The organism is Paenibacillus gansuensis (genome assembly GCF_042684925.1).
Lineage (GTDB): Bacteria > Bacillota > Bacilli > Paenibacillales > DY6 > Paenibacillus_N > Paenibacillus_N gansuensis.
This window is the reverse complement of the sequence record NZ_JBHUME010000008.1, coordinates 432,889-446,306: the sequence shown is the minus strand read 5'-3', so window position 1 is coordinate 446,306 and position 13,418 is coordinate 432,889. Positions and strand designations below refer to the sequence as shown.

Genomic DNA, 13,418 nt, shown 5'->3' with positions numbered 1-13,418 from the left:
ATGTGCGATAAAAGGAAGAATTACATACCGGATCACCGCCTGTTTGAAATATTCTGAATATGCGGATAATGGTAAATCAAATAGAAGTATATATTCTAACGTTAAGGTTAGTAAATATTTATTTTTAATATGCATTAGAAAAGTGAGTAAATAGTCCCGAGTTGTAATCCAATCTCATACTACGGTCCGGTAAGGTGAGCCTTTAGTGTCAGACAGATTAATAAACAGAAGTAGTACTTTTGAATAAACGAAAAGACAGCCTTCTACAAAGAAATGTAGAAAGCTGTCTTACTAGGCATGCTATAAATATTTACTTACTTCCGCCAGAACTCCCCGTGAGCGTAACGGTAGTTGTCCGGTTTTTTAAGCTTGGAAACCGCAAATTTACCTGTCGGCTTATATTCGAACGCAGTTTCGTCCGCAGCAAAGTCTTGTGTTTTGCGGTATTCGATGCAGTCGAGAAGAACTTGTTGTTTCAGCGGAATATACTCCAGCGTATGAGGGCCGAATTCGTCTTCGTTCTCGCCTGCACGGAATTCAAAGTATACGGTCCGGCGAAGATCATTGCCGTCTCCTTCAGGTGAACCGTGGAGCAGTTGAATGTCGTGGAAAATCACGTCGCCCGGGTTCATCGGAACCGGAATCGCACCTTCGAAGCTGAAGCCGGGACGTGCGCAGTAAGCATCCGCATCTTCCTTAGTCCAGTGCGTGCTGCCTGGAATTACCCATAGGCAGGAGCGCTCATCCGCCGGATCCAGGTAGAAGTCTACGTTGAAAATCGGCTTCGCGCCTGCACCGCCCGGATTTTCCGCATCTCTATGCCAAGGCACGGCTGCCGCATGGTTCGGCACTTTGACGACCATGGAATCCCAGGTAGGGATGAAATTGTTGCCTTGAATTTTCTCTACCGAACGAAGGATGAACGGATGGGCCAGAAGCGACTTCATCACATCCATTTTCTCAATGACGTATTCTACTCTCCAAAACCGCCGGCTTCCATCGGCTCTTTTATGGTAGAGATAATCTTCTCCAAGATCGGTGCCGGAAATCCCTTTTTCATATAAAGAGTACATATCGTTCTGGATCTTCTTCAGCTCTTCGCCGACAAGTACGTTTCTGATGACTAGAAAACCGTTGTCTAAAAAGAATTGAGCTTGTTCATCCGTGATGTGAAGCTGTTTTTGAGCATCTACTTGGGGTATCGTTAAAGTTGGCTGTGTCATGTCATTTGCCTCCTTGGTTTGTTTATAGTTATACTTTATCGTAGGAAGAACAAAAAAGATTTAGTGAAAATCAAGAATTAAGTTGCCGAAATCACACACAATCTTTTTTCACGAGAAAGGAACTGGTTTCGTTGGATAAACAACCCCGGCATAGCGAAGAATTGGCAGCTCAACCAGCCTCCCGTCCTGATGCGGCTTCTGCAGTCCCGGAACAGGCTGAACCAACGCTGGAGTATGTCCATCCTCCCTACATTACGCTGGCCCACACGTTCAATGCCCCTGCGGAATGGAAGCTGGAGCCGAGAGCGTTCAAGCAGTATCAATTTCAATATGTGGTGGACGGTGCAGCCGAGTACATCATCGAGGGACAGCGGTACATCACGAGGCGCGGGGACCTGATCTGCCATGCCCCGAACGAGCTTCATTCCGTCTCCACAATTCCAGGAGAACGGTACGTCTGTCTTTCGCTCCTGTTTCATTTTGGCAATATCGACTATCCTTTGGACACCTTCATCGGGAGCGGGCACCTGATCGGCAACTTTGACGGACATCCTGTCGAACAAAAGCTTTCCCAGCTTGTCGCGAATTATCACCAAAGCGGACTTCATCACAGGGTGCTGTGCCAAGGGTTGCTGCTGCAAATCTTTTATGAGCTGGCCAAACGGAGGGAAGAGCTGAATCCCCAAACCGGCATTCAAAGGAAAAATGCATCGAACCTGGTGCTGATCAAAAACTATTTGCTAAACCATTATGCCGAACCCGTAAAGCATACGGACTTGGAAGAGGTGTCGGGCATGAGCCGGAACTACATCATTACCAAGTTTAAGGAGACGTTCGGGATGACGCCCTTTGAGTATTTGGCATGGATCCGGGTGGAGCGGGCAAAGGAGCTTGCCGTCCAGACGAACCTGACGGTCACTGAAATTGCGGAGCGGGTGGGCTACGCCGATGTCCATACGTTTGGGAGGATGTTCAAGCAGAAAACAGGGATGAGCCTAAGCCAATTTTCCGCGTCCATTGTAACTTAAAGGCGGTTGTGTCTCATAGGCGCATGCTTGTGTCCGTTGTTGATATAATGAAAAATAGCGCTTGCACGTAAGAGCAGATGCAGGTATCCTTGGTTTGAAATATACCTGTGTGAGGAGTGGGACGATGGGAAACAGGATCCAATTTATTAAAGCGACTTGGGGAATGGATGGACTTCCGTTAAGCGAGGCATTTGCTCGAATTGCGCAAGCAGGATATACCGGTGTGGAAAGCGGGCTGCCGGAGAAAGCGCAGGAGAGCGAGTTTAAGGAGCTTTTGGCGAAGCATAATCTTGATTTTGTGGCCATGGTGTTTACCAACGGTGATCATATTGCATCCTTTGAGGAGCAGGTAAGCCGTGCCGTAGAATTCAAGCCTCTGCTGATTAACGCACACAGCTCCAAAGACAGCGCGCCTTATGCGGAACAGATTGCATTCTATGAACAAGCCGTGAAGCTGGAGCAGCAAGTTGGCATTACGGTCGGACATGAAACGCACAGGGGTCGCGCTATGTTTACGCCATGGGCGACAGCTCAGCTGTTACGCGATGTGCCCGGATTATCCCTGACGGCGGATTTCAGCCACTGGGTGTGCGTCTGCGAATCATTGCTGCACGACCAGGCGGAAGCGCTGGAGCTGGCTATCAGCCGTACGGTACATATCCACAGCCGGGTAGGCTACGCTGAAGGACCGCAAGTGCCGCATCCGGCAGCGCCGGAATACCAGGCAGAACTCGCTGCGCATGAAGGCTGGTGGAAACGCATCGTAGAAGCCCGCTCGGCACAAGGTTTGAAAACAACCATCACGCCTGAATTCGGGCCTCCGGGCTACATGCATACCCTGCCGTTTTCCAACGTGCCGGTAGCGGATCTATGGGATGTCTGCCTCTGGATGAAGAAGAACTTGGAAGAGAAGCTGAACGCTTAAATCCCTTACTTATTCTTAATTTATAGTGAAAATAAACCCGTGCAGATCAGTGCGGGTTTATTTTGCATTCAGGCGAACATTTATCCGATGTCGGACAGTGTGAATGTCCGAATTTTATATGCTCCAAAGTTATTCTGCTTGTTATAAACAAACAAAAGTGAGCGTTTTCAATGTTTGTTTGGTTCGTCCCGTTCGTTCAAAACCAAGTTTCTTTGTCTCTTTCTTAAAGGCTTTCGGGCAACTAAAATCTTATACTTATTCCTGTAAGCGATTTCGCGGGGCGTTTGTTATAAAGCGCTTACAACTATATAAATCGATTATGGGAGGTCGTTTCATGAAGAAAAGTTTCCTGATCGTATTCACGCTCATTCTGTCCATGACACTGGCAGCATGCAGCGGCAATAACAACACGCCCGCCAATGGCGGCAACAAAACCGCAAATACAGAAGGCAACAAAGGAAGTCAAAATTCCGGCAATACAGAAGTGAAAGAGGAACCAAAGGCGGTTACCATCACGGTTAACGGCTACCCGGCAGAGACAGATGAAGCAGGCAGAGCGAATTTCGATGCCCGTATTAAAGCGTTCCAGGAGAAATACCCGAATGTCACGGTGAAACCTGACACATGGCAGTACAATGCGCAAGAGTTCGCCGTGAAGATGGCGGGCAACAACGCACCGGACGTAATCGGAGTATTCGCATCCGAAGGCCGTATCGTCGCGGAAAGAGGCTGGGCAGCGGATTTGACAGAGCTGATTGGCAACTGGCAGTACGGAGATCAGTATTTGGAAGATTCCTTTAAGCTGTTTGAATTCGACAGTAAACGGTATGGGTTCCCTAAAGGCAGCTACGTTATGCACATCATGTATAACAAAAAGCTGTTCGACGATGCCGGTGTAGCTTATCCGCAGGCAGGCTGGACTTGGGATCAATTCGTTGACACGGCTAAAAAGCTGACGAACCGCGACAAAGGCATTTCCGGCTTCGGCACGACAGGCAAAGGCGGAGCGGCAACGTGGATCTGGTCCAACTTCCTGTACCAGGCAGGCGGCGAAGCCGAAGTAACTGAAGGCGGCAAAGTGAAAGCGGCATTCGGTTCCGATGCAGGCGCGAAAGCTCTGCAATTGTATAAAGATCTTCGTTGGAAGCATGATGTGCTGAATCCGAACGCACTTGCTGACGGCGCAGATATCAACACAGACTTCGGTAACGGCAAAATTGCGATGATTACGCACGGCGACTGGGTCGTATCCATGATGATTAACCAATTCAAAATGAAGCCGGAGCAAATCGGGATCGTTCCTATGCCGGTTGGACCTGGCGGCAAAAGCCAAGCGGTTCAAGGCGGAAGCTTTGAAATCATTAATGCTAATGTGAAGGACAAAGACAAGCTGCAAGCGGCATTCGACTGGATCACGTTCCTGGAGACGAAAGACGAGGCTGTGAAAAACGAACAAAACCGCGCGGACGAACTGAAAGCCAAAGGCGAGGTTTGGGCTCATGTATTGATGAGACCTTATAAAGAGGATTCGGAAATCTACAAAGCGCTCAAGGAAGTTTGGGATGCGAACCCGGACACCTTCGTTCAATGGCCGGCAGAGTTGTACAATCAGCTTTATGCTTCCGGTCACGGCGAGCCTCCGGTAGAAGGGCAAGTCTGGTACGGAAATGTAGCAAGCGCCATCGAATCGGTACTGTCCAACAAGGACGCCGACCCGGCAGCGCTGATCAAAAAAGCCGCAGACGACTTCCAGACGCAAGTGCTCGATCCGTATAACAGCAAGTAAGCGAATTTTTGTAAGGATATCCGCAGGCTGGAACATCCGGTACGCAGTGCGGACCGGGTTTCCGGCTATGTTCGGTGAGGAGTGATAGGGATGGGCATGTCACCTGGTGCCGCGCGCGCAGTGCTTGAACCGCGCAAGCGTCGCTTACAACGATCTCAAAGCAAAATCATAGCCCTGCTGTTTCTTCTGCCAGCTGTGGCTATTTTCGGCTTTTTTCTTTGGTATCCCATCTATTTGGGAATCAGGATCGGTTTTTTGAATTACGACTTGGTGAAAGACCCTGTATTCGTAGGACTGGATAACTACAGAACGGTGTTACATGATCCTCTGCTTGGCAAAGCCATTTGGAATACATTGAAATACATGGTATACGGCCTGGTTATCGGCTACCTGCTTCCTGTGATTGTCGCTGTATGGATTGCGGAGATGAGACGGTTCCAGAATTTCTTCCGGATGGCGGTTTATATTCCGGCGGTTCTGCCCGGCATCGCGATCTATACGTTGTGGAGATGGATGTACGAGCCGCAAGGCCTATTGAATACTTGGCTGGGTTATATCGGCATAGACCGCGTACCGTGGATCATGAGCGAGGTATGGTCGATGTTTTCGATGGTGCTGATGGATACCTGGGCCGGTTTCGGGGCTACGGCGATTTTATATATAGCTGCTCTTGGAGCCATTTCGGAGGAAACGTATGAAGCTGCCGAGATCGATGGAGCAGGGGTGTGGAGAAGGATTTATCACATCACGATTCCGGGAATGAGAAATGTAATGCTGGTACTGCTCGTTCTGCAACTGATTGGGACGGCTCAAGCCTTCCAAAGCATGTTCGTTGTCACAGAAGGCGGCCCTAACAACTCGACCCTGACCGTGCTCTATCTCATATACCGGTATGCGTTCGTATACTTTAAATTCGGACCGGCTGCAGCGCTGGGCACCTTGTTCTTTGTCGCTCTTGCCCTGCTGTCCGCCGTCTATTTGCTGCTTACCCGCAAAAAGGAGGGGGTGTAACGATGCGCGGACGTTCCATCATATCCGATTTCGACATGAGAAGGCCGGCCGTCAAGCTGGGATATGTATTGTCCGTGTTAGGACTGACAGCTGTTGCCCTATTCATGTTATATCCCTTGTTATGGGTTGTGCTGAACGGGTTCAAGACGGAGAAAGAAGCGCTCCAGTTCCCTCCGGTTCTTCTACCTTCAGATTGGCACTTTTCGTATTATTCAGAGGCGTGGACCAGTCTTAATTTCATGAAATATATGTGGAATTCGGTGCTTCTCTTCAGCGGCTTCATGGTGATCAAAATCATTGTCATCACGCTGGCCGCTTATTCCATGGCGGTGCTGCAGCTTCCGTTCAAGAAAGGCTTTATCTTTTATTTCCTGGCAACGCTCATGGTTCCCGGCATGGTCTTAATGATTCCAAACTACTTGACGCTCCAAAGCCTGCCGATCTTCGGTACGAACCTGCTGGGCACGTATTGGGCTTATTGGCTGCCGGGGGCTGCCGACGGATTCGGATTGTTTTTGTTATACAGCTTTTTTCTGGGGATACCCAAAGATTTGTTCGAATCTGCGAGGATCGACGGGGCTTCCGAATTCAGAGTGTACTGGCGGATTATGCTTCCGCTGACGAAGCCGGTCATCGCAACCTTGATTATCTTTGGTTTTACCTATGTGTGGAAAGATTTCTTCTGGCCGCTGCTGATTCTAAAAAACGAAAATTGGCCAATCGCTACTGCGGTGTACAGCGCGATCTATAAGACGAATATGGGGCGTATCGGGGTGAATGTGCAGTTCGGGATCCTGACCTTAATCACGATCCCTCCTATGGCATTGTTCCTGTTCTTTCAGCGTTACATTATTCAAGGGATTACATTCAGCGGCATTAAGGGTTAACGGCTCCTGGATGTGATGCCGGTCTTGCGGTGCTGGTTCGGGCTGATGCCGTAATATTTTTTAAACAGGGTGCTGAGATAGCTTCCGTTCGCAATGCCGCATTCCTGAGCGATCTGTTCCAGTGAATCATCGCTTGATTCCAGCAATTGTTTAGCGCGGTTCAGCCTAATCTCCGTCAAATATTCAACAACCGTCTGGCCTGTAATCGCTTTAAATACTCTGCCTAAATGTCTGGGGCTGAAGTAAATGGAAGCGGCCGCCTCTTCCAGCGTAATCGGATCCTGGTAATTGTCTTCCAGAAACAGGATGCAGTTGCGCACGATCGCGTGGTCGGAGTGATTCAGCGGCAATTCGATCGGCGCTGACGGCGCATCTCCGTGCAGATTGCGTACAGCAGCGATAAACAGCTCCATCATCCGCTGTTTGATAGACATGAGATAGCCGATTCTTTTTTCTTGGATTTCTCTCAGTATATCGAAGAAAATGCGGATACCGCCGTTGACGTCGGCATGACTGCCGGCACAGGGACGGTTCAACAGCTGCAGGATTCGCCGGGCTTCTTCCAGCTCGTGTTTAGGAGCCTTCGGATTCAGACGGATCTGGCATTGCAAGGAGCATTCATCCATAGGATCCTGCTCGTCCGTTTTTTGAGAATGATAGGCATACGGACCAGTCAAATAGCATTGGCCCTGTACCGCGGTAAACGTCCTGTCTTCCAGTGTAATATAGCCTTTGCCTTTGGATAAGAAATGAAATTCGTAAGAGGAATGCTTGTGGTTAGGTACGACCCAGGTAGGTCCGGGAGGAACGTATTCAAAGTTGATGATATCAATATGCAGCGCCCCCAGGTCAAACTCTAGCGGAATTCGTTGAATTTCTTTGGACAATAGATGATAGGTAGCGGGTTCCGTCATAAGCTCTCCACCTTTTGCAATGTCGTAACAGTTGTCTACAAGCAATATTTTACCACATAAGAAAGTATAAGTTTTCAACTCGAAAACAGGCTTTCTTATTGGCGAATAAACCTTCATCTTAACGCGGTCGCTCAGCTTTGAAAATACCTCGATAGAGGTTTATCTCATTCGCAATCTTCTTGTAAGTAAATCATTGCCCAGACCAATAGGATGGAGGACAGAAATGGAGAAAGCCGATATAAAAAAGCCTCCGAACGGAGATATGACCGTCCATGTCGTCCCTCATACGCACTGGGACCGGGAATGGTACCTGACGTATCAGCATTTTCGGATCCGCCTCGTCCGACTCATGGATAGACTGCAATATCTGCTGAACGAGCAAAATTACCCTTCGTTTCATTTCGACGGCCAAACGATTGTTCTTGAAGATTACCTGGAAATCAAGCCGGACAACAAGGATGCGCTTAAGAAGCTTATCGCTGAGGGAAAAATCGATGTCGGGCCATGGTATGTGATGCCGGATGAGTTTCTGGTCAGCGGGGAGTCCCTGATCCGAAACCTGGAGATAGGCATGAGCATGGCGGCCAGCTTCGGCCGAGGGGTGAAGCTGGGGTATCTGCCGGATATATTCGGTCACATCAGTCAAATGCCCCAGATCCTTCAAGGCTTTGAAATCGATAATATCGTGTTCTGGCGGGGGATAGACGGAGGAACTCAGGGAACGGAGCAAACGTCCTCGGAGTTTCTATGGCAGGGCGCGGACGGCAGCCGATTGCTTGCCAATCATTTGCCTGTCCATGCCGGTTACAGCAATGCTCTGTATTTGCCAAGCGGCAAAGAAGAGCTCCTCGTGCGGATCAAGTCGGAGCTGGACATCTTAACGGCACGAAATACGACGAAACAGCTGCTGCTGATGAACGGGACGGATCACACGATGCCGGAAGAAAACCTGGCAGAGATGGTGGAATGGATGAACGAGCATGTTCAAGGGTTCACCTTTATCCATAGTACAGTAGACCGTTATGTGCAGGCAGTGAAGGAGGAAGTCCGTCCCGACGGCCTGCAGACGCTGCAGGGAGAGCTTCGCAGCACGAACTATTCGCCTCAGGGTCATCATAATTACCTTCTGGCAAATGTTGCGTCGACGCGCATGTATTTGAAGCTGCAGAACGAGTGCTCCCAATTGCTGCTGGAGCGCTGGGCGGAACCTCTGTCAGTATGGGGAGCCGCGATTGGCGGCATTGCATATCCCTACGAACTGCTTCGCCAGTCATGGAAGTATCTGCTGCAGAACCATCCTCATGACAGCATCTGCGGCTGCAGCATTGATGAAGTGCATGATCAGAACGAAACCCGCTACGCCTGGTCGACGGAGATCAGCACACAGCTGGCCTATGAAGCCATGCATGGAATCTGTGCCCGGATACATACCGAAGGCCTGGAGGATCAGGCCGTACCTGTACATGTGTTCCACACCGGACTGAAGGACGGTGAAGGCATGGTGGAAGCGGAACTGTTGTTCCCGGACGGGACGGAAATCCGAAATCTTGAAATTAGGTCGTGGGATGGCACTTTGATCTCCTCTCAAATGCTGGAGAGCCGCAGACGCGCGGTTGCCAAACATGCCTATGACCATCATCCGCTGATTCCGTACTGGCAGGCCGTCAAGGTCCGTTTCTATGTGCCGCGGGTACCGGCGCAGGGCTATACGACCGTGCTAGCGAAGTCTACCCGCAAGTGCAGGATTTGGGATCACAGTCTGGTAACCAGACCTGGAACTTTGGAGAACGAATGGATCAGGCTGGATGTGCATTCGGACGGCACATTCGACCTGACAGACAAGAAATCGGGCCGGGTATATCCTGGGCAGCATCGTCTGGAAGACGGCGGCGACCGGGGAGACGGCTATGTTTACTCGCCGCCGATGTTTGACGAAGTGTTTGTTGGAGGCGGAGAAGACTGCACCATCTCGGTTGTTGCGGATACATCGGATTTCGCCACGATCCGCATTTCGCGCTCCATGCTGCTTCCGTTATCCCTCACGGGAGACCGCAATGCTAGAACGCAGGAGAAAGGGATCGTAGGCGTTGTAACTGAGGTAACGCTGCTGCGGCACTCGAGACGAATCGAGCTTAAGACGATCGTTAATAACACAGTGAAGGATCACCGCTTGCGTGTCCTGTTTCCTACAACGATGAAAACAGACCAATCCAGAGCCGGTTCCCAGTTCGACGTTGTGAAGCGAAGTGTGTATGTTCAACAGCCGGAGGACGACGTATGGGTGGAGGATGCGCCTGCTACGCATCCCATGAACGGCTTTGTGGACGTATCGGAGGCAAATGCTGGCTTTGCCGTATTGTCCGGCGATCTCACGGAATACGAGCTTTGTTCCGATTCTGCGAGAACGTTGGCTTTAACGCTTCTTCGTTCCGTCGGTCATCTGGGTTCTCCGGATCCGCTGAAGATTAACGCTGGAGCGGGGCCGGCACTCGAGACTCCGGGATCTCAGTGCCTGCGCGTGATGACTTACAACTATGCGATCGTGCTTCATGAGGTGGCCACGGATGACGATCTTGTTAGGCAAGCGGACACCTTTCGTGCAGGCCTTCGCTATTATCAAGGAGCTTCCGGCAGGCAGGGGACGCTTCCTGCGGAAGCCTGCTCCTTCCTTCGATTGTCAGAGGGGAACTTGTCACTCAGCGCCCTGAAGCGGGCCGAAGACGGGGACGGGTGGATCGTGAGATTGTATAATCCTGGATCCGAAACTCAAAAGGCGGTTCTTGCCTTCAAAGATCGTGTCGGGAAAGCAGTGCTGACCGATCTGAAGGAAGGCCTGGCGGACTTTGTTGATGTTGAAGGCAACCTGATTTCCTTCACGTGTAAGCCTAAGCAAATTGTAAGTATTCGATTCAGCTTTGCCGGCGAATAGCCCAGGTTGATTTGTAAGGGGGAAGAGAGGGGCATGAAACCAAGTTTTCACGTGATATCGCATACGCACTGGGATAGAGAATGGTATCTGACCTTCGAACAGTTCCGCTTCCGGCTCGTCGAACTGATGAACGGACTGATCGAGCTGCTGGAAACAGATCCTGACTTTGAGGTATTCCATCTGGATGGGCAAACGATTGTGCTGGAGGACTATTACGAGATTCATCCCGAAAACAAGGAGCGTCTGGAGAAGCTCATTCGCGCCGGAAGGATCCTGATCGGGCCCTGGTATCTGCAAAATGATGAATATTTGACAAGCGGAGAGGCGACGATCCGGAACTTGCAGACCGGCATTACGATGTCCCGTCAAATCGACAGGGAAATGAAGGTGGGCTACCTGCCCGATCAATTCGGCAATATTTCACAAATGCCTCAAATTCTTCGCGGCTTCGGCATCGGCAACGTAGTGTTCGGAAGGGGCTACGATAACTTCAACAAGCATAAAGAGCAGGAATTTCTGTGGGAAGGCGCGGATGACAGCCGGATCACGGCGATTTTCATGCCGAATTGGTACAATAACGCGCAGCGCATACCCGAAGAGCCGGCCAAAGCTCTCAAAACCCTGCAGCTCATCCAAGCCAGAATCGACGAGCGGAAGCAAACCAACAATTACCTGCTGATGAACGGCGTGGACCATTTGGAGGCGCAGGAAAACCTGAGCGGCATTCTGAAGGGGCTTCGCGAAACGCTTGGGGATGAGGCGGAAATACTCCATACGACGCTGGAGGAGCATATCCGGAGAGTGGAGGCGGAACTGATTTCGCCGACTGTTCAAAAGGGTGAAATGAGAGCGGGAGACGACTATCACATTTTGGCGGGAACGCTGTCTGCACGAGTATACCTTAAGCAGGAAAACGTGAAGGCACAGGATCTGCTGGAGAAATGGATCGAGCCGCTGGCGGTATGGGCGAGAATGTCGGGTTTCGGCAGCTATCCGGAAGCCTATCTGACGTATTTGTGGAAATCACTAATGAAAAACCATCCCCACGACAGCATCTGCGGCTGCAGCCAGGACGAAGTGCATGAACATATGATGGACCGTTTCAAGGCGTTCGGCGAGGCTGCCCAAGAAGTTCTTCACCGGCAGGCGCTGAGCCTGCTGAGAGGAATCGGTAGGGAGGGGATGGGTGAGGACGATCAGCTGATTGCCGTGTTTAACCCTTCGACGCTGCCGATGACCGGATGGATAGAGCAGTCGATCGATTTTCAGGAGAAGGATGGCGTTACCTCCTTCCGCATAGTTAACGCGGCAGGCGTGGAGATCCCTTACCAGATCATCAGCCATACCAGGACGAGGAAACAAAGGCTCAGCCCGATCAATTTGCCGACGGAGCTTCCCGTGAACCGCTATCTGATCGGAATTGTTGCAGAGGAAGTGCCGGCGCAGGGCTATACGTCCTTTCAGGTCATTCCTCATCAGGAGCCCGTTAAAGCTCCCAAACATCAGCATAACGCTGGCTGTCTGGAGAACGAATTTATAAGCGTCACGGTGAATGCCAATGGCAGCTTGAACGTTCTGGATAAGGTAACTGGAGTATTGTACGAGAATCAGCTGACCTTTGTCGATGAGGCGGATGCGGGCGATCTCTACGTCTTTCAACATCTGGAGGGAGCTCAAACGCTGACTTCCGCTGATCTGAAAGCTCAGGTTCTGGCTGTGAATACGGTGGCGGAGGGCTATCAAGCCGTCGAAATTCGGTGGCACTGGGAACTGCCGGAAAGCCTGGCGGCCGAGGGGACGTCCAGAACGGACGGCAAAGTTGCCTATGCTATCAAGGCGACAATAGGATTGCTTCGTCATGCGAGACATCTGGATGTTTGCATCGAGTTGAACAACACGGCGAGGGATCATCGCCTTCGCATAAGATTCCCGATGCAGCATGCCGTGCCGGGCACGCTTGCCGGCGGTCAGTTCGACGTCCTCCGCCGGGAAGCCTCTGACGGGAAGCCGTACACCCGCCATGCCAATTCCCTGCCGAACTGGAAGTGGGCGGCCGCCGGCTGGGAGCAAGGCATGGCGGTGTTTAACAAAGGCTTGCACGAATATGAACTGACGGAAGACGACACGGCCCTGGATTTGACGCTGATCAGAAGCGTCGGCACGATCTTTGGACGGCCGAACCCCCTGCCGCATGAGAACGATGACAACCCGCTCGGGCAATGCCAGGGTGCCTACACGTTCGAGCTTGCGCTCAGGCCGTTCGGCCCTTCCGACAATGCGGCTGTGCTTGCCAGGGAAGCGGAAGCCTTCCATCACGGACTGCGTTCTTACACACTCCCGGTGCGGGAGGAGAAATGGGCTGCCGGGAGACCTTGGGTGCAGGACAGCGAAATCGGCGGCTTGTTCAGCAGACGGGATCCCGATGCAGGCAAGCCTCGCCTTCCGAGGGAAGCAAGCTTCGTAACCCTGCAAGGGGAAGGTGTCGTGCTGAGCGCCGTCAAGAAGCGTCTGGGCGGACCAGAAACGGCAATCCGCTTCTACAATGCCCTGGAGGTGCCGACCTCTGCCAAGTTAACGACGGCACAGGGCATCTCCCAAGCCTGGAAGGCTGATCTGATGGAACAGCCGGTTGAGGAGCTGCGGGTAGAGCATCGGCAAGTGAAGCTGCAGATGAAACCAAAAGAGATTGTAACCATACTTGTGCATACAGTTTGA

At 51.2% G+C, this 13,418-nt stretch carries 9 protein-coding genes; 7 read left to right on the top strand and 2 right to left on the bottom strand.

The genetic code is table 11. From position 1 onward, the window contains the following. Positions 1 to 314 precede the first annotated feature (314 nt). Complete coding sequence (locus tag ACFSUF_RS14335) at positions 315 to 1,223, bottom strand: phytanoyl-CoA dioxygenase family protein (protein WP_377603635.1); 909 nt, start codon at positions 1,221 to 1,223, stop codon at positions 315 to 317. A 131-nt stretch (positions 1,224 to 1,354) separates the two neighbouring features. Here ACFSUF_RS14335 and ACFSUF_RS14330 point away from each other — a divergent pair, with 131 nt between their 5' ends. From ACFSUF_RS14330 to ACFSUF_RS14310, 5 genes are all read left to right on the top strand, one after another. Further along, positions 1,355 to 2,251: a helix-turn-helix transcriptional regulator gene (locus ACFSUF_RS14330; RefSeq protein ID WP_377603633.1), complete on the top strand. Its 897-nt coding sequence runs from the start codon at positions 1,355 to 1,357 to the stop codon at positions 2,249 to 2,251. Between the two features lie 124 nt (positions 2,252 to 2,375). Further along, positions 2,376 to 3,176 (top strand): sugar phosphate isomerase/epimerase family protein, encoded by an 801-nt coding sequence (locus ACFSUF_RS14325; protein WP_377603632.1) that lies wholly within the window; start codon positions 2,376 to 2,378, stop codon positions 3,174 to 3,176. A gap of 334 nt (positions 3,177 to 3,510) precedes the next feature. After that, complete coding sequence (locus tag ACFSUF_RS14320; protein ID WP_377603631.1) at positions 3,511 to 4,962, top strand: ABC transporter substrate-binding protein; 1,452 nt, start codon at positions 3,511 to 3,513, stop codon at positions 4,960 to 4,962. 90 nt (positions 4,963 to 5,052) lie between these two features. Then, complete coding sequence (locus ACFSUF_RS14315) at positions 5,053 to 5,973, top strand: carbohydrate ABC transporter permease (RefSeq protein ID WP_377603630.1); 921 nt, start codon at positions 5,053 to 5,055, stop codon at positions 5,971 to 5,973. Between the two features lie 2 nt (positions 5,974 to 5,975). Then, on the top strand, positions 5,976 to 6,860 hold the full coding sequence (locus ACFSUF_RS14310; RefSeq protein WP_377603629.1) for a carbohydrate ABC transporter permease: 885 nt from the start codon (positions 5,976 to 5,978) through the stop codon (positions 6,858 to 6,860). Here the strand turns inward: ACFSUF_RS14310 and ACFSUF_RS14305 are convergent. Then, on the bottom strand, positions 6,857 to 7,774 hold the full coding sequence (locus ACFSUF_RS14305; protein ID WP_377603628.1) for an AraC family transcriptional regulator: 918 nt from the start codon (positions 7,772 to 7,774) through the stop codon (positions 6,857 to 6,859). The two genes, ACFSUF_RS14310 and ACFSUF_RS14305, sit on opposite strands and share 4 nt — an antisense overlap. Before the next feature lie 223 nt (positions 7,775 to 7,997). On the opposite strand from ACFSUF_RS14305, the gene ACFSUF_RS14300 reads away from it, so the two are divergent. Further along, a complete protein-coding gene (locus ACFSUF_RS14300; RefSeq protein WP_377603627.1) occupies positions 7,998 to 10,703 on the top strand; it encodes an alpha-mannosidase in 2,706 nt (901 codons plus the stop codon). A 33-nt stretch (positions 10,704 to 10,736) separates the two neighbouring features. After that, positions 10,737 to 13,418 (top strand): alpha-mannosidase, encoded by a 2,682-nt coding sequence (locus ACFSUF_RS14295; protein WP_377603626.1) that lies wholly within the window; start codon positions 10,737 to 10,739, stop codon positions 13,416 to 13,418.

Bases quoted from the DNA above. Each gene is read 5' to 3' on its own strand.
- ACFSUF_RS14325 (WP_377603632.1), top strand. From the start codon at position 2,376: ATGGGAAACAGGATCCAATTTATTAAAGCGACTTGGGGAATGGATGGA.
- ACFSUF_RS14315 (WP_377603630.1), top strand. From the start codon at position 5,053: ATGGGCATGTCACCTGGTGCCGCGCGCGCAGTGCTTGAACCGCGCAAG.
- ACFSUF_RS14335 (WP_377603635.1), bottom strand. From the start codon at position 1,223: ATGACACAGCCAACTTTAACGATACCCCAAGTAGATGCTCAAAAACAG.
- ACFSUF_RS14310 (WP_377603629.1), top strand. From the start codon at position 5,976: ATGCGCGGACGTTCCATCATATCCGATTTCGACATGAGAAGGCCGGCC.
- ACFSUF_RS14320 (WP_377603631.1), top strand. From the start codon at position 3,511: ATGAAGAAAAGTTTCCTGATCGTATTCACGCTCATTCTGTCCATGACA.
- ACFSUF_RS14305 (WP_377603628.1), bottom strand. From the start codon at position 7,774: ATGACGGAACCCGCTACCTATCATCTATTGTCCAAAGAAATTCAACGA.
- ACFSUF_RS14295 (WP_377603626.1), top strand. From the start codon at position 10,737: ATGAAACCAAGTTTTCACGTGATATCGCATACGCACTGGGATAGAGAA.
- ACFSUF_RS14300 (WP_377603627.1), top strand. From the start codon at position 7,998: ATGGAGAAAGCCGATATAAAAAAGCCTCCGAACGGAGATATGACCGTC.